Here is a 19,727-nt window from a genome sequence, read left to right as displayed (position 1 = left end):
TCAACCTTTCGGATAGGTGGCCATGCCACTCAGTAGTTGTTTCGCGCCTCGATCTACTAATAGTCGGGCTAATTCGTTACCTAAATCCACTGATTTGTCCATCATTCCAGTAACTGTATCTCCAATTCGTTGTTTTCCATCCGTTGAAAAAACAGCCCCCGTCAGTGAAAGGGTGTTTTCCTCATAGCGACTGAGGCAGCCAACAGGTACCAGACATCCCCCGCCAAGGGTGCTTAAAAAATGTCGTTCCGCCTGAACACACTGCCATGTGGGGTGATGATTGATTTTTTCCATCAACTCCCGAGTATTTTCATCTTCCGTGCGGCATTCAATCGCCACTGCACCCTGTCCCACCGCAGGTAACATCCAGGTGGGGTCAAGAATTTCGGTAATGTGCTGGGCGAGACCCAATCGAACCAGGCCCGCTTCGGCCAGTACGATGGCATCGTATTGCTGTTCTGCCAGCTTTCGCAACCGTGTTTCCACGTTGCCACGCAAATCCACCACGTTCAAGTCGGGTCGTCGCAACAACAATTGTGCTTTGCGACGGAGTGAACTGGACCCCACGGTCGATTGTGGGGGTAAATCGTCAAATCGGCTCCATTTCTGAGAAACCAGAGCATCCCCTAGTGGCCCACGTGGGGTGACTGCTGCCAGTTGCAGTCCTTCCACTGGGATGGTGGGCAGGTCTTTCAGGCTATGCACCGCAATATCGACGGTGCGGGCCAGCAATGCTTCCTGGATTGCCTTGGTAAAAACGCCAAAGCCACCAAAAGAGGAAAGAGGCACCGATTGAACACGATCACCATCGGTTTCAATCACCACAATTTCAACCGGAATTCCCGGATGAGCAGTTTCCAGCATCGACTTGACCAGTCTGGCCTGCCACAATGCCAACTGACTCCCACGCGTCCCGAGTTTTACCCCTGATTTCATTAGTTTGATATATTGGACAATCGTTGATGTGTCTTAATTTCATCAGCAGTGGGCAGAGAAAACCATTCCACTTCTGAGAAGATTGCGCGATTTTCAGGTCTGGACATAGATATCCTGAGGTTTGGCGCGAAAATGCCGCTTTTTCAGCCGCCTGAATTGTTGTCCCACTTCGGTTTGAATGATTCTTCTTTCGGTCGATTTTTGTTAAACGACCTGCTCAGCACATGAAGTGCCCGCGAAAACGATCGAAACGCCACCAGATAATCGCTGTCGATCATGCACCGCGTGGCTTCATCGACATGTTTTTTGTATTGCGTCCATTCGGTTTTCCATTCCCGAGCTTCTAATTGTTCTTTAATCTGCAGCGTCAGATTTTTCCAGCGATCGACGAGGGACTGGTCAATTCGGATCGGATACTGCCGATGAATATTGGCTTTGGTGGCGGGAGGCGCCTCCAAATCGGACTGTTCGGGTCGTTTTCTGGTCTGCATAATCAGGCCGATCATCCCTGCCACCATGGATAACAGCGAGCAGGCAAATAACAGCACGCCACCTTTCCAGGCAGCCATCGAGGCAACAACAAAGCCCAGAGCCAGCAAGATTCCTAACAGCAGCAGCCACATCGGCCAGGGGATTTTGCCAAGAAAACTTTTCTGAATTTTCTGCAGAAACTGCTTATCTGCGGGATCGATCGCCATCGATTCGGTGGTCTGACCAATTCTGACCGCAATGGCGGTAATGTTGTCCGGCCCACCACGCAGATTGGCCAGTTCGATCAGAAATTCGGTGGCTTCCGGCAGCGGCATCGAAGAAACGATCGCGCCGATTTCATCGGGCGTGACTAAGTTGGATAGTCCATCGCTGCACAGCAGGAACGCATCGCCCGATTGCAGTGGGTAAGGACCTTCGATATCCACCTGAACCAGGGCATCCGGCCCCAAAGAACGAACAATGACGTTCTTTTTGACATCTTCCATCTCTTCCGGTGGGATACCCAGGCGTCGAGCCAGTTCCCAGGAATAGCTATGGTCGTAGGTCAGTTGCTGGATGCTGCCATCGCGAATGCGGTACGCCCGGCTGTCTCCCACGTGGGCAACCCAGGCACCTTCACCCCGCAGCACCAGTGCGGTGGCGGTGGTGCCCATGCCGCGAAATTCCGGATTACTTTCGCCAATCGCGTGGATACCAGCGTTTGCTTCCTGAAAAGCTTTCCGCAGGGCATTGGCGGGGCCATCGGTGGCGATACATTTCACAAACTTCAGTGGGATTTCCTGCACCGCCTTGGCGCTGGCTTTCTCACCCACGGCGTGGCCGCCCATGCCATCTGCGACCAGATACAGATGGCCCACGGTGTGCCAGTTGTCCTTGTCAGGAGCTTGCTGCACTACAAACGCGTCCTGATTGTGGGGTCGTTTGATACCCACATGCGTTTTCGCCGAATGCTCGATCTCGTTAAAAAAAGACACGTGCAGCTTCCTAACCTTTTTTTCAACTCACAAAGAGTCGACCCCGAAAATTATATGTTACTAGCCAAGTAGCGATTGCTCAGTCTATGGTCGGTAGCTTTTCATAAAGTTGTATACATCGGACTCTTCTTTCAGTTTATCGTATCCAAAATCAATTAATTCCTGAATTGCTTCTTCGTTTGACCATTTTTGCACATTCATTCGGTAAACAGCGCAAAAACAGCCCGTACGGTGCACCCCACGGAAGCAATGAATTAATACTGGGTGGTTGTTTGGATTTCGCATTAATTCGATAAACCGGTCATAAGCAACACGGGCATTTTTTTCGCCATGATCCCCTTCGTGGTAACCAGGTCGAATCCGGACGTGCTGCACTCCCAGCCGCTGGCAGACCTGTTCTTCCCACTCGTCTGGTGGGGAAGGTTCGCCATCGTCCGCATAGCGCAAACTGACCACGGTGCGTATTCCATACTCCAGAATTACCCGTTCCAGGCCTGCCTCATTCAACTGGGCGGTGCGGTACAACTTCCCTTCATCGACCACTCGAAAATTCCGATAGGTTGGCTTGCGAAAACTGATGTATGCCAGTGGGCCAATGACGATAATTGCCGCAATTGCGGCCCCACCCAGGAGCTGAAGATAAAAGCCAATCCGCCGCAGGCGATCTGACGTAACTTCTTGATTTGAAAGTACTTCCATCAAATATTCTCTTACTGATCACCAAAGGGGGCATGCTGGTTAGATGACACCCGTAGTGGGATGATTCTTTCTGGACCGGCGACCTCGCAGCAACGACTTCTGATACGGTGGGGTGCTGGCCGTTTCCTGTTCCGAACTTGGTTCGCGGACAGGGTCGCATCGAAATACCACAATCAGCAGCAAAGGCAAATACCACAATACATAAACACCACCCTGATCGGAATACCAGAATTGCACGCCCACAAACACCGCACCCGTCTGGGCAACCACCTGTGCCAGCGTGCGTGGGGTGGGCCAGAACATCGTCAGCACGATAAAGGCACCGTACAGAATCATTACCGGCAGTCGGTAAGCCCAGTGCGAGCCCCGCCAGATACTTTCCGTGGTGGGTGCCTGCCAGCCTTTCCAATCAACAATATATTGATGTACACTTAAATAGTCCCGCAAACTGCCCGTCAGGAACAGAATCAGGGAGGTGACAATCAACATTAACACCGAAGAAATGAGAAATCCTAATAAGAACCGCAGAAAACCCCGACCACGATAATACCCCAGCCACAGTGGGAAGGCTAACACCGGAAAGATCATGCTGCCACAGGCAATCCCCATCATCGCACCCGCCAGGCTGGGGTAATTTGACCAGTAAATGGCTGCCAGCACAAAAATCATTGGCAGCACGTGGTGCACCTGGGAGACATGGTAGGCGGTATACGGCAACAACATATACAGGCAGGCCATCGACATGCCGGACGCCCGACTATGGAAATGCCGCACGCCTATCTGTACCAGCAGGACCGATACCCCAAGGTGCAGGATCATCACCACAATCCGTTCTACCCAGAAACGCGTGGTGGCTTCGCTTAAATTGACAATTCGCGTGGTGTTCGACACCACGTTCATCGCATTGTTCTGCACTTTTTCGAAGGTGGGCAGGCTTTTTCCCACGTCCACTGGGGAATCGGGAATGCGGCGAATGGCTACCACGCACAAACCCACAAACAGCACAATTGTCAGGCACAGAAGTGCCTGTTTGTTCAAATTCGGACGAATCAGTGGGCGTTTTTCCAATCCCAGGTCCAGCACCGTGCGGAGAAAGACCAGTGCCGATCCACCGAGCAACCAGATGTAGCTGACCTGAATGCTTGCAGGTGGCCCACCAGTACGCAGGTAATTGTGGGCCTGGTGCAGCATTAATAACCCAGGCGCTATGGAATAAAGCAGCAGCAGATCCAGGTTCCGCAGCGAAAAAATGTTCTTAAACCGAAAAAATAGCGTAATGACCAGAAAAAATGAGAAATAGAACCACGTCACCGAGTTCGGTAAGGTGAAATCGAAGAAAATGGAACTGAACATGACTGGAACATCGATCGGCAAATCAAAATCTCATGAGTTTTCATTCATTTCTAATAAGTAGAGCGGCCACCGGAGATGTCGTAGCACTGTCCGGTGGTGAAACTGGCATCCCCACTGACGAGGAAATGGACCAGTGCAGCCACTTCATCCGGTGTGCCGGTGCGGCCCATCGGGATCTTGGAAACCATATATTGCACCGTTTCGGGTGCGACCCCATCGAGAATTGGGGTGTGGATAACTGCAGGCGACACAGAATTGACCGTGATATTTGCTTTTCCAGCCACTTCTTTGGCCAGCGACTTGGTCAGGGCGATCACTGCAGCTTTGCTGGCAGAATACGGAGCCATCGTGGGGTTCCCTTCTTTTCCTGCCACAGACGCAATATTCACAATTCGGCCATAATTACGGGCCATCATGCCTGGAATGACCGCTTTGCAGAGCAAAAATGGGCCAATCACGTTCACATCCATCACTTTGGCAAATTCGTCTTTCTGCAGTTCCCACGAAACCACGGTGCGGCCAGTAATACCGGCGTTATTCACTACCAGATCGACCGGGCCCAGGCTGCTTTCGACTTCCTGCACAATTCGCTGAACATCAGCTTCGTTGGTCACATCGCCAATGACTGCCTTCCCACCGATTTCTGCTGCCACCGTGTGGGCGGGTTCAGGCGACATATCAAAAATGGCCACTTTTGCGCCGGCAGCAGCCAATCGACGGGCAATTGCGGCTCCAATCCCCTGACCAGCACCTGTTACAATTGCCACTTTCCCATTTAATCCGAAGAAATTGTCTGCCATCCGCAAAATCCCCACTGTATCTCCGCCTGCGGGAGAGATTATTTGATTGACCACACCCAACGCATCGTTTAGCATGGTAAGATATTAAAAGGATATTGAATAGGGTAGAATATCCAGTAACTACCGTCAGCAGCCTCTCCAGTTATTCAACATGCAACGGAGTTATTTTGCGGCACTGTTGCCAACGCTCGGCCAACATTGTTGTTATCTTTTATGTAATTGTTCATTGGAGGAGTCCCCATGTCCACCAAACCGGTGCGGTTCTTGTTGCTTTCTTTGGCCTTGCTATTACCATCCCAACGCACATGGGCGGAAGATGATCCTGAAGTCCTTTACAAAAACGTTGTGAACTCAGCAGTGTTTATTGTGGTTCCTGACCGCGGTGGGATTGGCATGGGATCAGGTTCGCTGATTGATGCCGAAAAGAAACTGGTTTTAACAAACTACCACGTTGTGGCCGATCAGAAGACGGTTTGGGTACAGTTTCCTGTCTACGATAAAAAGACGAAAGACATGGTGACGGACAAGAAAAAATATATGGACCGCATCAAATACGGTGAGGCATCCAAAGGGACGGTTCTGTATCGTTCCACGTCTCGCGATCTGGCGATTGTAGAACTCGACCGTGTCCCACCTGGAGCCAAGCCGATTCCGATTGCTGTGAAACCCGTGGGGCCAGGCCGCACCGTCTTTTCAATTGGTAGCCCTGGTGCCTTGAACCAGGTGTTTGGTTTTACAGAAGGCCGCGTACGTACTGTGGGACAGGATGAAATTGAGTATGTGGATAAAGATGATCCACGCTACACCTTCAAAGTCAAATGCCGTGTGATTACTGCCACCAATCCCACCAACCCGGGTGATTCCGGCGGCCCCATGTTTGACAACTCGGGTTCGATGGTGGGTGTTACTACAGGGGGGATGCCATCCCAACAGAACGTGAGTTACTTTATTGATGCTTCGGAAGTTCTTGGTTTCCTGAAAGAAAAAGGGATTACCCTCAGTGGCAAAGCTGGTACCGGAAGCGTTACTTCCATTGTGCCCAAAGATCCGAAAGACCCCAGCAATCCAAAGACCCCTGGTGCTGTAACAGATGAACTGGAAAAGAAAGCCAAGAACATTCTGGCGTTAGCAAGCGCCTATGCAGATGACCCCGCACTGGCTTCTGCTTACAAGAAAGCACTTTCGGATGTGATTTCCAAATATCCCATGACGAATGCTGCGAAAGAAGCAAAACAGATCCTCGACCGCCTGAAGTAATCGTTTCGATACTTGTTAGCTGACGGTATTGAATGATGCATTTCGGAAGTTGAGTAGAATTAATCCGAAGCGACAAATAGTTAGTTTTCAGCAATGCTTGTCCATTTGCGGACCTGCTACTCGCCCCAGAACCCTCGGATAAATGGCGGGAAGTTAAGGGCATCTGCCTCGGCAACACCGAACTCGCCCATCAGTTCAAGGAATGCAGCACGAGGCGAATTGCGGATCGACTCGCTGACCGGCCCGAACGCACGGCCTTGCCACAACCCCATACCATAAACGCTGTCGATTGGCCCAGCCCATGTAACGTAGTCGATGAACAGCCAGTCTATTGCACCACCCAGCCCAACTTCGGTCAGCAACCGATGAACTTCTTCCGGCCCTGGCTCCATGCCAGCCAATCCGGGCAATCGTATCCCTACACCAGAGAAAGGTGTGGTAATTTCACGCCAGACTGCTCCGACAGGAAGTGTTGTAGGCCGCTCAATAACTAAGCGAGCGAAAAAGCCTGTGAACCGATACACTGAAAACCTCCATCGTCACCAAACGAACGTCATTCCCGCGCAGGCGGGAATCCAGGGCACTATACTCAAACTACAACCAGTTAACCGAAACACCACGAAAACCGTCATTCCCGCGCAGGCGGGAATCCAAGGCGTAAACTTGAATTACCACCAGTAAGCCGATACTCACTAACAAACGTCATTCCCGCGAAGGCGGGAATCCAGGGCACTATACTCAAACTACAACCAGTTAACCGAAACACCACGAAAACCGTCATTCCCGCGCAGGCGGGAATCCATGTCTTTACATTTCGCCCACAAGTTTCGCCACTCCTCACCAACGGAGAGTGGCAAACAGTGCGGCCACGATGACCGCGGTCCGACGGCTTTCGATGCGTCCGCAGATTTGCACATTTTCCGCTTTTTCTTTATACTTTGGGATAATCTAAGTGTTGAGTCATTTGCTGAACATCCCAATTCGCGATCATACGGTGACACTCTATCTTCCTTTCGTACAAGGACTTAAGCCAGTGGTGCGAGAAACCAGGTCCCACCACCGGGCACCACGTGGGGCTGTGGCAGAGATGAGAAATTCATGAAAACCCTCCTTCAGACCATTGGGCTGTTACTGGTTGCCTGGATCATTGGCCTGTTTGCAGGTCGATCAGGATTGTTTTCCGATCCTGGAACCTTCTGGCATATCGAAACAGGCCGGCTGATTGCCGATAGTGGCTTTTTTGGAACTGATCCGTTTACCTATTCCCACACAGAGAAACCGTGGTTGCCCCACCAGTGGTTGGGCGAGTATGGGATGCACCAGATCAATGCCTGGGCCGGCTTTGATGGCTTGCTGATGGTGACGGTTGCCCTGCTGGTGGCATTGTTTGCCGTCCCACTGCTGCGATTATGGCAGCGAGGCTGGCATCCACTGTTCTGTGTGGTGCTGGCACTTCTGGCGATTGCAGCCTGTGCCGCAAATTTTCATGTTCGCCCCACCGTCATCACGATGATGGGAATGGCCTACACCTTTTTCATCCTGCACCTGTGGGACCAGCGAAAAATCAGCGGTGGTATGTATATGTTCGGTACCTGGATCGTGTTTGCCATCTGGGCCAATTGCCACGGTGGGGTGCTGGGTGGCGTTGCCACTCTTGGGCTTGCAACAGTTCTCTGGACTGCATGTGGGATCTGGCAGATCGGTAAAGACCCCAATTCCCGCTATCGACTGGAAGTGCTCTGGGTAACCCTGCTGGGCACGTTCGTTGCACTGATTGCCACCCCGTATGGCTGGTCGATTGCCAAAGTTTGGCTGCAGATTTACCAGATGCAATCGCTGACCACCATCATCCAGGAACATGCCCCACTGAAGTTGTTCAGTGCCACAGGCTTCCTGACGATGCTGTTGATGGCAGTGTATCTGGCCCTGCTTGCCAGTATCCCCCGCAACAAACAACGGGTGCTCTGGTGGCTCCCACTGGCATGGCTGCTCCTGACCTGGACACGAATCCGCCATGCACCTTTATTCACGCTGGGGGTGCTGATTTATCTGCCAGGGATGTTGGAAAGTTCGCGCTGGCTGCCTTGGTTTGCAAAACCAGAACGCGATTATTTTCGCCCACGGTCGACTGTGCCCACATTGCGATCATTACTGCTTAGCGTGGGTGTTTTTCTGGGTACTGTTCTCGTGGGAATCCAGTTGAAAACCAGTTTGCTGGGCAATGAAGCCCGCATTGCTCGACTGGATCTGAAACGCTGGCCCAGCGATCTGCTACCTGTTCTGCGAGCAGCAGAACCAGCAGATACCACCCGTGCCATTTTTAATGAACTGGAGCTGGGTGGCTTTATCGCCCACTTCACCCCACGGCTGAAAACATTTTGTGACGATCGTTGCGAATTATTCGGCGATCAGTTTCTGTGGGATTATGTGAAATACCGCGATGGCCTGTTGACGGGTGCGGTCTCCCCACGCCAGGCGATGCAGGAATGGATCGAACCATTTGGAAAGTTTGATATCGCCATTGTGCAGAATGAAGGAGGCTTCGACCGGATGTTTCGCGTGCTGGGCTGGAAGCCAATCCGTGGCCAGCACCACACCATTTATACCCGCAACTGATTAGAATGGTCGGAATTGCCGACAATCCCAATCATTTCATCCATCATCCGAACATCCAGCAACTCAGGGTTGATGCTCCACTGATTTGCCAGCTCGAACAAATCTTCTGCCTGAAAAGGGATGGTTGTTCGCTTGCGATCATCGTAGCAGCGAGGTTGGCCATCTTCAATTACAATACCCAGACTTTGCTCATCCTCATCCGGCTCACCCACATCCATCAGCGTGGTGCCTTGCTTTCCAAGCCAGCCGAAAGCCCGTTCGATTGTGCCGTTTTTTGCCCTGGCCCAGACGTACAGTTCGATTTCTTCCTGATGACAGAAATACTGTACGTCTGAAAATTGGCTGCTTAACTGTTCCAGCAGCATCGTCAGCTTGCCTGGCATCAGATACAACGAAGTGCTGGGAACCAGAATCCAATCACCCACGGGTGGTGTCACAAATACCTGGTTGTTGTAGGCAGCTTCAATTCCCTTCTCCCAGACACAGCGTGTTGTATCCTGCAATTGGAAGGCAGTGGCGACAGCATGTTGATCTCTCGTGTCAATCGCAAACCAGGCCATGTTTTTACCAAATGGCATCGAAAAAGATGGGAAATCCCGTCGCCGAAAATAGGGAACAAACAGATAACCAATCAGGAAGCCCAAAATCAGGCCATCAATCAATTCTTCGGGTACATAAGTAATTTTCGGAAACAGCGGGTCTTGCTGGTCATCACTGATTTCGCCATCGATCCATTCTTCGGAAACCTGGGTAATTTTTGGTAGTGGAATTTTTGTGGGAAGCAGAGGTTCCTGTGCAAGTCCATCTTTGCGTTCCTCCAGCACCTCTTCCGCTGCGACGTGAGCTTCAAAAGACCATCGCCTCCCGGGTTGTTGCGCCATGATGTCCCGCAGTTGGGACGAAGATTTCCCTGCAAAGTGTTCCTTGATGCGATCAATCAACTCCCGGTTCAGAAGCATGATTCCCTCATGGCTGTGGGTCAGAAATCCCGGTTGCTACTTGTGATATCGGGTTCGATTGCGATCGCAAACGTTGGGAATTTCACCTGATCTACTATTGGAGACAATTACTCAATGCTGTTCTTCGCTACAGGAAAGCTGGTTTGTTAAAAAGAGCCGTTGGCCCTCAAGCAGCATTCTGTCAGCCCATAGTGTGCGAAGCGAGCCCTGGATAACAGATGAAAAATCTTCGGCAGTGCAGTAAGGCTTTGTCGGTGCTACTTCAAGTCTTCGCACTGGATTCCCGCCTGCGCGGGAATGCGGTTGCTTGCACAACCGTCTGATTATCGTCTTATTGCAACACTTAACTTGAAGTATCTGATTTTGCTTAGCGGCGGGATTCGTCCAACGTAACACGCACATTCATCGCCTGACCATTTCGCACCACTGTCAGGATTGCCTGTTCGCCCGGTTTGTGGGCTTCAATTGCCGACAAAAACTCATCCATGGTGCGGACATCCTTGTTATCGACGGCGGTAATCAAATCTGCTTTCGATCGGTCAATCTGCACAAACTGAGTGACCAGTCCGCGTCGAAGCACACGAACTTCGGGCCCACGTAAGCCTGCCCGTTCTGCGGCACCATTTTCCGTCAGGCGGGCAATCAGTAACCCTTTCTCTGTGCGGTAAGCTGCCTCAATTCCCGCGTCTGGCCGCACTACTTTGCCAAAACGAATCAGCTCTTCGGACACGCGGCGGGCGGTATTTCCCGGAACAGCAAGCCCCACACCACTGTTCTGACCAGCCTTGCCAATGATTGCGGTGGTGATTCCAACCAGTTCGCCACGAGTATTCAACAGTGGGCCGCCCGAATTGCCTGGGTTAATGGCGGCATCCGTCTGAATGACATCCCGAATCAGTCGACCGTTATCCGCTTTCAGCGTGCGGCCAAGACTGCTTACCATGCCCGAAGTCATCGTGCGTTCCAATCCGAACGGATTGCCAATCGCATAGACATGCACCCCCACGGAAAGCTGATCAGAATCTCCCCAGGGAATCGGCTTCAACTTCTCGCGTGGGGCATCGATTCGCAGAACTGCGAGGTCGTTATTCGGATCGGTACCGATGATGCGGGCAGGAAAGCTGGAACCATCGGATAGCGTGACGTTGATTTCATCCGAACCTTCCACCACATGGTAGTTCGTTAGAATGTGGCCTAGCTGGGAGAGCACGCAGCCCGAGCCGGAACCCTGTCGGGTGGGTGGTAACAGCAAAAATGAATCATCCACACCTTTGGTGGTGATATTGACCACACTACCGTTGACCTGTTGATACACTTTGACGTTTGTCGATTCCGTTTCGGACAGCACCAACGGACGTGTATTGACGTCCGGCAGCAAATTCCCCTGAACTGGTGGTGGGGGCAACTTGGGTAAGCCAGGCTGAGCCAGAGTGACGGCATAAATCCCCAGGCCGACGCAGGCTACCGAAAGAAAGGTGAATAAAGCTCGTTCTGGTAAACGCGAAATCATTTTCCCTCTCCTGTACTAACTTCTGTGAACTCCAGTTTCTTCCATAAACGGTGGGCAAGTGACTGTCAAGTTAGTTAAACAGGGCAGTCACCACCCACCTGATGTGCGATCACGTTCGTTTAGATGCATTTCTGACCAGAAAAGTTTCACTTTGGCAGATGATCCGCAATAAACTTCTGCATCAGCTTTCTGTTATCTTCGGTTAGCACCTGCATGCTGTGGCCCACCTTTTCTACTTTGACAAATTTGCTGGCGACACCCGCCTTTTGCAGTGCTTCGTGCAGGATTTCGCTTTGTTTCCAGCCCACCAAATTGTCCTGCGTGCCATGAAAAATCAGAAACGGGGGATCATCTTTTGAAACGTAGGTCAGTGGGTTGGCTTTGGCAGCTTTCTCTTTGTTCTCTGGTATTGCCCCACCAATCAGCCGTGCTTCCGGTGCGTTCGGCGAATCGTGATCAATCGGCCCTTTCACCGTGGCGTGCTGGTTCATCAGCGTCAAATCGGTGGGACCAAAAAAATCGATCACCCCTTGCACGCGGTCGCTGATTTGCAGGTCAGCTTTCTCTTCCGCCAGTTCCTTCACATCGCCACTGGTGCCCAGCAGTGCCACCAGGTGCCCACCTGCGGACGCACCTGCCACCACGATCTTTGCGGCATTGATTTCGTATTTTTCCGCATTCTTGCGTAAAAAACGGATCGCCTGCTTACAATCCTGTATCTGTGCGGGGAAAATGGCGTGCTGGCTTAGCCGATAGTTGATCGAGCAGACAGCATATCCTTCCGACAAAAACGGAATCAGCGGATTGTTGCCATTTTTACTACCGCCCTGCCAGCCACCACCGTGCACCCAGATTAACAATGGTGGCTTGCTGGCCGATTTTGGCACGTAAAGATCCAGCACATTCCGTTCCAGGTGCGTGCCATAGGCCACATTTCGATGAATCGTGGTGCCTTCAGGCACCTTGGGCCCGATATTTTTGGGAACCTGGGCATACGCACCCAGCACCAGTGCGTGGCTGCAGATAATTGCTGAGAAAATCTTCATTTGTTGTCCGCCTCACTTTGTTCCATCAAAACCCCACCCATTGTACCTCAGGCAATTACAAACGGTGTCTTTTTTACGGCATGATTTTTGAAACTGGACTGTTTTAGAAAGCTCGTTTGATCAAATGACTAAGCAAATGTCCAATCATTCTGTTTCCACTTGAATCGTCATTCCCGCGTAGGCAGTACAGAAGCGCGAAGTACAACTAACAGACTCACGCCAAGTCTGAATAATTTTCAGGTTTGGCGCGAATTTTTATTTTTTTGTGCATTTCATTGACCTAATGGTGCGATTCAACGTAGGATAAAGTGGACGAATTGGACGTTTTGGACGTTTTGAATCTTTTGGACGTTTCCATCGTCTGATAGTGGTCACTTACGAAACAGGATCTCAGATGAGAACGAACCACCCGACCTCGAAGCGGAATTTGTGTCTTTCCGACAATAGCAATGCACCCCACTCGGTCGTCCACGAATCGTTCGAAGCAGATGATGCCTACGAACTTTACCAGCCAGAAAACGCCCAATCATTAGACTCTTCTCATAACTACATGCCAGACGACATCACGCGGGACATTGCCAAACGTATGCACTACGCTGCATTCCGCTGGAAACGCTCCAAAGGTGTGGCAGAATCCCGCAAGTGGCAGCAAGCGTACATTGCTCTCCGTGATCAGATTGTTCTTGGAAATCGCAAGTTGGTTTATCAGGCGGTACGCCGCCGAATGGCAATGTCGAACCGTGCCGACGATCTGATTGGAGATTGCCAGATTGTGCTCATTCAGGCAGTAGCAGCCTACAACCCATGGATGGGGATCAGGTTCAGCACCTATGCTACACCTGCCTCGTGCGGGCACTGGCACGTCTGGCCCAGAAATTATCGAACGACTGGCTCAGCAAGTCCGCTTCACTGGATGTGATGCCTGAAGGTGAACCCCGCCAGTCGAAGGAACCAGGGGCCAGCTCCAGCATTGCAGTTCCAATTGACGATTTCCTGCAGGCAGACCACCCACTGTTGAACCAGCGGGAAAAGAAGATCCTTAGTTTACGCTACTGCAATCCGGAAGGTGGCGAAGTAATTACCCTCGAGAAAGTGGGGAAACAACTCGGCCTGTCAAAGGAACGTGTACGTCAGGTTCAGGCTACCGCACTGAGCAAACTGCGTGCCGCACTACAAGTAGCGGAACAGGTGTAATCGTAAAGAACATACGAAGAATCTAAGTCCACGCTGAAATTATCACTCCGGCGTAGGCGGACATCCAATCCAACCAGTTTGAATTGCCAGCACTTGACCAGTGCTGTTAGCAGCAAAAATCAATTTTCCGATCTCAAACGGCACTATTTTGGTCAATCGATCCAAAGAGGTGATAGCAATTTTGCAAAAATTCACAACAAAGATTGATTCGCCGCAACTTTGGTTCTCAGAGTGCTCGTGGCTGTAGGTTGGCAGAGCGAATCATGACGGTATGTGAAACATTGAAACTAAAGGGTAGAAACGTATTGAATTATCTGAAAGAAGCGATCAGCGCATACCGAAAAGGCGAACCTGCACCGAACCTTGAAATAATATAGGTGAACGGTTACTATTCGTTAACCGTAGCACGGGCGTCCCGCCCGTGGGGAAAACTCATGGGCGAGACGCCCATGTTACGTTGGGTGGTATCCACGAACCAATTGCCAGAGTCGAGAGGCTAGCTTGTATGAATACCAGTTGTGGACTGAAGGTACTTTATTCGTTAAACGTAGCACGGGCGTCCCGCCCGTGGGAAAAACCCATGGGCGAGACGCCCATGTTACGTTGGGTGGTATCCACGAACCAATTGCCAGAGGCGAAAGACTGCTTGTATGAATACCAGTTGTGGACTGAAGGTAAGTACTTTATTGGTTAAACGTAACATGGGCGTCCCGCCCGTGGGAAAAACTCATGGGCGAGACGCCCATCTTACGTAGGGTGGTATCCACGAACCAATTGCTAGAACGTGTATTGGCACACCTGAAGAAATGAATTGGCCTGTAATTTCCATTGCAACACCATTTGGGATGACAATCCTTGATGAATCACCTGAAATTGGCAATCAGACAGATAAAGAATTGACCTGGCCGATTCTCACCAGGTATCACAATATCATCCATTTGTTGAAGGGCAATCTGGAATTGATGTTGTAATCAACTATTAGTAGCTGCCAGTCTGTGGGCGATAGCGGGCATCACCAAAACCAAGCAGTGGGTAAAAGATGAACGGCAGAAATGCCAAACCAATACCGTACAGAGCTTCCTTGCCAAAATTCTTCGCTACGTCGATTGCAATCAGGATGCTCACAACAAAGTTAACGAAGGGAATGAACATCAAAATGACCCACCATACTGGTTTACCAGCGATTTCCAACAATACGATCACATTGTAAATCGGTACAATCGCTGCCCACCCCGGCTTGCCAGCTTTGACAAAAACTTTCCATAATCCTGCGACAGTAAGAATGATCACCGCAAGATAAACTACAAAGATACCAATTCCAAATCCGGCTGCGCCTTCTAAATCCACTTCTTGTTGCTGTGCAAACAAAATTGGTTGAAACATGAAATATCCTCTTTGTGAGAGTTGTGCGAATCCATTTTTGCGAAGTGCAATTGGACTTCTTTTTGCATAGGCTCCCTATCCAATCAAGTCAAGTCTGTATGTAACAATATTTGATGAGGATTATGTAAGATAGTGCTGTAGGTACAATTTTTCTTTAGAAGCAAACAATCTGTCCAATTGACATTTGTTATGCAATCGCATCGGTCAGGACGCTGCCTTCGGAAAGAATTGGATAAGGTCTACCGCTGGCCTGATCGTGAAGAACGGTTTCCAGATCGTAGCCCAACAGATGGTATGTGGTGGCAAGAATATCTTTCGGTGAAATTGGCCGATCGACCACAGTGCCGCCAATGTTGTCTGTTTTGCCAATGACCTGACCGCGTTTGATACCCCCACCAGCCATCATTACGGAATAGGCCTGAGACCAGTGATCTCGCCCACCACCTTTGGCTTTGTTGATCTTGGGGGTGCGGCCATGTTCGCTAAGTACCAGCACGAGGGTTTCATCCAGCATCCCACGCTGATCCAGATCAGCAATCAGGCCGGAAAATGCCTTGTCAAACCCGGGCATTAACTCATCTTTCATCCGTGGGTAGTGTTCCCAGTGGGTATCCCAGCCGGAGCCTGCAAGCCCGAACTCATCCCAGAACACCGTCACGAAGCGAGAACCCGCTTCCACCAGTTTGCGGGCTGCCAGTGCGGCCTGCCCAAATACGGTCATGCCGTATTGATCCCGCAGGGCACTTTTCTCACGCGAAATATCCAACGCATCCCGCACGTGGGTGGAACGGATCAGATCGAACGCACCCTGCCGAAAATGATCGCGGTTGGTGGGGCTGGCCTTGGCCTGCGCCCGTTCCATCTGCTGAAGTAATGAGGTGCGTTGGTCCAGTCGGTCTAATGTCATGTCGACTGGCAAGGTGGCTGCCTGTCCGAGGGTGAACTGGCAGTCCGGTTCAATACCCACATACGGTTCATCGAATGTCTTGGTTGTGGTGGTCAGCGTTTTGGTGATCTGCTTGTTCGCTTTGCCAATAAATTCCGTAAAGTGGGGGTGGTATTTACTGCCCAGAAACGCCGCATAGGGCCCCGCACGGTGTACTTCACCAGTGCGGCGGGTGCTGAATGGCCATGGCAGGGCAATATTGTTCAGAATATTGTCCTGTTTGGTGCGTTGCTGCTCCAGATAGTTGACCACCGACCCCATGAACGGCCAATGTCGGCTGTCACGTGGATTCAGTTCCATCGGCACATCGATTTTCGGCACACCGGTCGTGGCATAAGCCACCCCATGGATTGGGTGGGCGTGCGTCACAGAACGCAGCACGGTGACACGGTCCATCACCTTGGCGGTATTGGGCAACAGTTCGCACACATCACATCCTGGCAGGGCCGATGGAATTGGGCGAAAGTCCCCACGGATCTCCAATGGGGCATCCGGTTTCATGTCTGCCAGTTCCAACTGGCTCGGAGAGCCATACAGGAAAAGCAGGATACATGATTTCGCCTTCCCAAAACCAGGCAGCGGGTTATCTGGCTGACGAACAGGCTTTTGTTCTGCCCGCAATTGATCGGACAGGTGGAGGCCCAACATGCTGAGCCCGCCAACCCACAGGGCGTCTCGGCGGGAAATACCATCGCAGAACTGCTTTTGAGAGCCGAGCACGCGCAGCATGTGATCACCTGTTTGGAAAAGTGTATTGTGTCAGAAAATGGCATGCAACGCAAGGAAAAATTCACTTCGGAAACTGGCGAAGCTGGGCGAGTCTAACTGCGATTTTCGGTGCCGAAAGTACCTGATTTTGATGTTTGTAGGGATGCCGGTTAGAAATCTGACTTGTTTATGAGAAATGCTTAATAAATCTACTCCGTGGTGCAGCAGTTCGATGCAGTTATCCAGCACAACAAATCAAACTGATCCCGCACCAAATGGGTACATGATCTGGTTTTCTTGCCAATTTCTTCTTGTTCGTGGTAGTTCTTGTTTGCGATTTTTGTGCCAGATCGTTACATTTTACTTTCACCATTTAACCGAGGGGATGTTTCCGATCCAATGAGTACCTCTTCCGCCGCACCCAGAGCAAGCCGCGTTCGCTATCTGGTTCTCCTGATGCTGTGCCTGCTGGCCATGATCACCTACATGGATCGTGCCATGCTGGGCAACGCCAAAGGCGACATCATGGGTTCCATCGGCAAAAGTGAACAGGATTTCTTCCTGATTCTGGTGGCTTTTCAATTAGCCTACGCCCTGTTTGAAATCCCCACCGGTTGGATGGGCGATACCTACGGCCCACGCAAAACGCTGATCCGCATTGTCCTGTGGTGGTCGTTTTTTGTGGCGTTAACCGCATTTACCGGCTGGAAATTTAGCTATGAAACCTGGTTTTACCTGCTGATCGGGATTCAATTCCTCTTCGGGATGGGGGAAGCGGGAGCCTTCCCAAATATGTCGAGGGCGTTATATAACTGGTTTCCTGCCAAAGAGCGGGGCTTTGCCCAGGGTGCGATGTGGCTTTCCGCACGCTTCATGGGTGGTCTGACCCCACTGGTCTGGCTGGTGTTTACCAAGTATCTTGGCCTCGACTGGCGGGAGACTCTGTGGAGTTTTGCCGCTGTTGCAGTGATGTGGTGCATCATCTTCTACCTGTTCTTTACCAACACGCCCAAAGAACATCCCAAGGTGAATGAGGAAGAGGCGAAGATTATTGATGAAAATCGCCAGCCACCATCAGGCCACGCAGGCGTGCCCTGGAAAGCGATTTTTGGTAACAAAAATGTGATTTTTCTCTGCCTGATGTACATGGTGACCAATTTTAACTGGTACTTCCTGATGTACTTTGTGCCGCGTACACTGAAAACGGAATTTGCCTCGTTCGGTGCCAAAAAAGGTGGGGATTTACTTCTTGCAGTCTTTGGTGGTGCCCCACTGCTGGTGGGGATGTTTGGCTGTCTGCTGGGTGGTTACCTCACCGACTTATATTTCCGCAGAACCAATAACCGCAAAATGGCACGCAGAGTGATCGGGATGGCTGGCTATGGTCTTGCGGGCTGCTGTTACATTCTTGCCGCACTCTCTGTGGGTAATCTGTACGCTTTTGCCATTTCACTGATGTTTGTCGGTTTCTTTAACGACCTGATTCTCAGCCCCGCCTGGGCGACGGCACAGGATATCGGTCAGCGTTACTCCGCCATTGTTTCCGGTGCGATGAACATGATTGGCAACCTGGGTGCTACGCTGGGCATTTTCATTTCCGGTCGAATCCTGAAGGCCCACACGGTCACCAATGATGCCGGAAACGATGAAGTGGGCAGTCAGGCTTACATTATTCTCTTCACCATTTATGCGATTATTTATGGTCTCGGGGTCTTTCTCTGGACGCAAATTGATGCCAGCAAGCCGATCACGGTGCCGGAAAAGCCCCACGATCACGAAACGGCGACTAGCTGACATATCAAATAATTGCCCCGTCTGGAATAGCTACCCTCTTTTGCTGTGACATCGATCTCAACTGTCCAGATTCTTTGCTGCATTCTAATTTGGCCGATGATGCATTCAACTGCAGCTGGCCTATAATCTACACGAAGGAAAGGCAAAAAATATGCTTAAGAAATGAAGTGTAGTTTTGGGAGATCAATTAATGAGAATTAAATTTGCTCTAGGCTTGTATATTATTTTTGCCCATTTTCCTTTGTTCGGCGACGAGCCAGATTCAGACAAAATACCTTATCTCATCTATCCGCCAAAACTAGATAATTGTTTCACTGAATTACAAATGATCATGAATAATAACTCTGAATGGTCACAATTTTCAGTGGATATCAATGGCAGTTTACTCATTACAAAAGATGATTTTTTGGATACAAAATCTTTGCAAATAAATAAGTTTAAAGCAGCTATTTCTCAGTTTCCGAAAACTGGAGAAAAATTGCCAAAATATCGGATTTATTACACAAAAAAGACCCCGAGTGATGAAGCGATACGTGTTGTTTACCATCTTTTTCTAGGGTTAAATAACGCTTGTACGGATAATAGAAACTGCGATATTGGCTCAGTAATTAGTGGCACAGAAAAAAATGATCACTGGCTAGATCGGGTTCGTTTTCACAAAGCTTATTTGACAGCAGGGCCTGATCAACGCAAAGAACCGGGGATTGGGAATACTTATGTAACCGCATATGCTGCTCTTACGCCATTCAGTAAGGAATTATTCCAGGCAACATGCGTTGTTAAATTCAAAGATCAATTCGATAAAAACTGGGATGGTACTTTCTCAAAGGAATTTGAAAGTGCAATTATCAAAGTAGTAGGGCAAGCGAAAGCGGAATCCAAATCAACAATTGCGTTCATTTGCAATTCCGAAGATGCCACAGTAGAAAGCCTTACAGAATTCAGAACTCTCACATTGCCCAAACTTACACAGAAATTGGGTTTTAAGTCATATATGATTTTTTTTCGTAGGTAGTTAACGACGATGTTATTCACTTCTACATCCAAATTTGCGGCACTT

At 50.3% G+C, this 19,727-nt stretch carries 19 protein-coding genes; 8 read left to right on the top strand and 11 right to left on the bottom strand.

The annotated features are described in order from the left end of the window. The 5 genes from hemC to R3B84_22855 form a co-directional block, all read right to left on the bottom strand. Complete coding sequence (gene hemC, locus R3B84_22875; protein ID MEZ6143422.1) at positions 1-936, bottom strand: hydroxymethylbilane synthase; 936 nt, start codon at positions 934-936, stop codon at positions 1-3. 143 nt (positions 937-1,079) lie between these two features. Next, positions 1,080-2,402: a PP2C family serine/threonine-protein phosphatase gene (locus R3B84_22870; GenBank protein MEZ6143421.1), complete on the bottom strand. Its 1,323-nt coding sequence runs from the start codon at positions 2,400-2,402 to the stop codon at positions 1,080-1,082. An 84-nt stretch (positions 2,403-2,486) separates the two neighbouring features. Beyond that, complete coding sequence (locus tag R3B84_22865; GenBank protein ID MEZ6143420.1) at positions 2,487-3,101, bottom strand: tyrosine-protein phosphatase; 615 nt, start codon at positions 3,099-3,101, stop codon at positions 2,487-2,489. Positions 3,102-3,140: 39 nt separating this feature from the next. Next, on the bottom strand, positions 3,141-4,454 hold the full coding sequence (locus tag R3B84_22860; GenBank protein ID MEZ6143419.1) for a hypothetical protein: 1,314 nt from the start codon (positions 4,452-4,454) through the stop codon (positions 3,141-3,143). A 50-nt stretch (positions 4,455-4,504) separates the two neighbouring features. Next, positions 4,505-5,254, bottom strand: coding sequence for an SDR family NAD(P)-dependent oxidoreductase (locus R3B84_22855; GenBank protein MEZ6143418.1), 750 nt, complete (start codon positions 5,252-5,254; stop codon positions 4,505-4,507). A 240-nt stretch (positions 5,255-5,494) separates the two neighbouring features. Here R3B84_22855 and R3B84_22850 point away from each other — a divergent pair, with 240 nt between their 5' ends. Further along, positions 5,495-6,511: a serine protease gene (locus R3B84_22850; protein MEZ6143417.1), complete on the top strand. Its 1,017-nt coding sequence runs from the start codon at positions 5,495-5,497 to the stop codon at positions 6,509-6,511. 116 nt (positions 6,512-6,627) lie between these two features. Here R3B84_22850 and R3B84_22845 read toward each other — a convergent pair whose 3' ends face one another. After that, positions 6,628-7,035 carry a hypothetical protein gene (locus R3B84_22845; protein MEZ6143416.1) on the bottom strand — a complete coding sequence of 136 codons (408 nt, stop codon included), beginning with the start codon at positions 7,033-7,035 and terminating at the stop codon, positions 6,628-6,630. Positions 7,036-7,609: 574 nt separating this feature from the next. Here R3B84_22845 and R3B84_22840 point away from each other — a divergent pair. Beyond that, positions 7,610-9,127 carry a hypothetical protein gene (locus tag R3B84_22840; protein ID MEZ6143415.1) on the top strand — a complete coding sequence of 506 codons (1,518 nt, stop codon included), beginning with the start codon at positions 7,610-7,612 and terminating at the stop codon, positions 9,125-9,127. On the opposite strand, the gene R3B84_22835 is transcribed toward R3B84_22840, so the two are convergent. The 3 genes from R3B84_22835 to R3B84_22825 all read right to left on the bottom strand — a co-directional run bounded on the left by R3B84_22835 (position 9,112) and on the right by R3B84_22825 (position 12,642). Further along, complete coding sequence (locus R3B84_22835) at positions 9,112-10,086, bottom strand: hypothetical protein (protein ID MEZ6143414.1); 975 nt, start codon at positions 10,084-10,086, stop codon at positions 9,112-9,114. The two genes, R3B84_22840 and R3B84_22835, sit on opposite strands and share 16 nt — an antisense overlap. Before the next feature lie 367 nt (positions 10,087-10,453). Beyond that, positions 10,454-11,596 (bottom strand): trypsin-like peptidase domain-containing protein, encoded by a 1,143-nt coding sequence (locus R3B84_22830; protein MEZ6143413.1) that lies wholly within the window; start codon positions 11,594-11,596, stop codon positions 10,454-10,456. A 146-nt stretch (positions 11,597-11,742) separates the two neighbouring features. Continuing rightward, entirely contained in the window at positions 11,743-12,642 is a 900-nt protein-coding gene (locus tag R3B84_22825; protein ID MEZ6143412.1) for an alpha/beta hydrolase, read from the bottom strand. A gap of 394 nt (positions 12,643-13,036) precedes the next feature. Between R3B84_22825 and R3B84_22820 the strand changes: the two genes are divergently transcribed. The 4 genes from R3B84_22820 (at position 13,037) to R3B84_22805 (ending at position 14,807) form a co-directional block, all read left to right on the top strand. Then, on the top strand, positions 13,037-13,561 hold the full coding sequence (locus R3B84_22820) for a sigma factor (protein MEZ6143411.1): 525 nt from the start codon (positions 13,037-13,039) through the stop codon (positions 13,559-13,561). Then, the gene (locus tag R3B84_22815) at positions 13,561-13,836 is read left to right on the top strand and encodes a sigma factor-like helix-turn-helix DNA-binding protein (protein MEZ6143410.1); all 276 of its coding nucleotides are present in this window, start codon (positions 13,561-13,563) and stop codon (positions 13,834-13,836) included. Before R3B84_22820 ends, R3B84_22815 begins: the two co-directional genes overlap by 1 nt. Positions 13,837-14,341: 505 nt before the next feature. Then, positions 14,342-14,530: a hypothetical protein gene (locus R3B84_22810; protein ID MEZ6143409.1), complete on the top strand. Its 189-nt coding sequence runs from the start codon at positions 14,342-14,344 to the stop codon at positions 14,528-14,530. Positions 14,531-14,642: 112 nt separating this feature from the next. Beyond that, positions 14,643-14,807 (top strand): hypothetical protein, encoded by a 165-nt coding sequence (locus tag R3B84_22805; GenBank protein ID MEZ6143408.1) that lies wholly within the window; start codon positions 14,643-14,645, stop codon positions 14,805-14,807. Positions 14,808-14,814: 7 nt separating this feature from the next. Here R3B84_22805 and R3B84_22800 read toward each other — a convergent pair whose 3' ends face one another. After that, complete coding sequence (locus R3B84_22800; protein MEZ6143407.1) at positions 14,815-15,219, bottom strand: DUF5684 domain-containing protein; 405 nt, start codon at positions 15,217-15,219, stop codon at positions 14,815-14,817. A gap of 187 nt (positions 15,220-15,406) precedes the next feature. After that, positions 15,407-16,894: a DUF1501 domain-containing protein gene (locus R3B84_22795; GenBank protein ID MEZ6143406.1), complete on the bottom strand. Its 1,488-nt coding sequence runs from the start codon at positions 16,892-16,894 to the stop codon at positions 15,407-15,409. A gap of 378 nt (positions 16,895-17,272) precedes the next feature. Here R3B84_22795 and R3B84_22790 point away from each other — a divergent pair, with 378 nt between their 5' ends. Beyond that, a complete protein-coding gene (locus tag R3B84_22790; protein MEZ6143405.1) occupies positions 17,273-18,667 on the top strand; it encodes an MFS transporter in 1,395 nt (464 codons plus the stop codon). A gap of 190 nt (positions 18,668-18,857) precedes the next feature. Next, on the top strand, positions 18,858-19,682 hold the full coding sequence (locus R3B84_22785; protein ID MEZ6143404.1) for a hypothetical protein: 825 nt from the start codon (positions 18,858-18,860) through the stop codon (positions 19,680-19,682). Positions 19,683-19,727 lie beyond the last annotated feature (45 nt).

The sequence above is a fragment of the Zavarzinella sp. genome, from assembly GCA_041399155.1.
Lineage (GTDB): Bacteria > Planctomycetota > Planctomycetia > Gemmatales > Gemmataceae > JAWKTI01.
The sequence above is the reverse complement of the archived record's forward strand: the minus strand, read 5'-3'. Positions and strand labels throughout refer to the sequence as shown.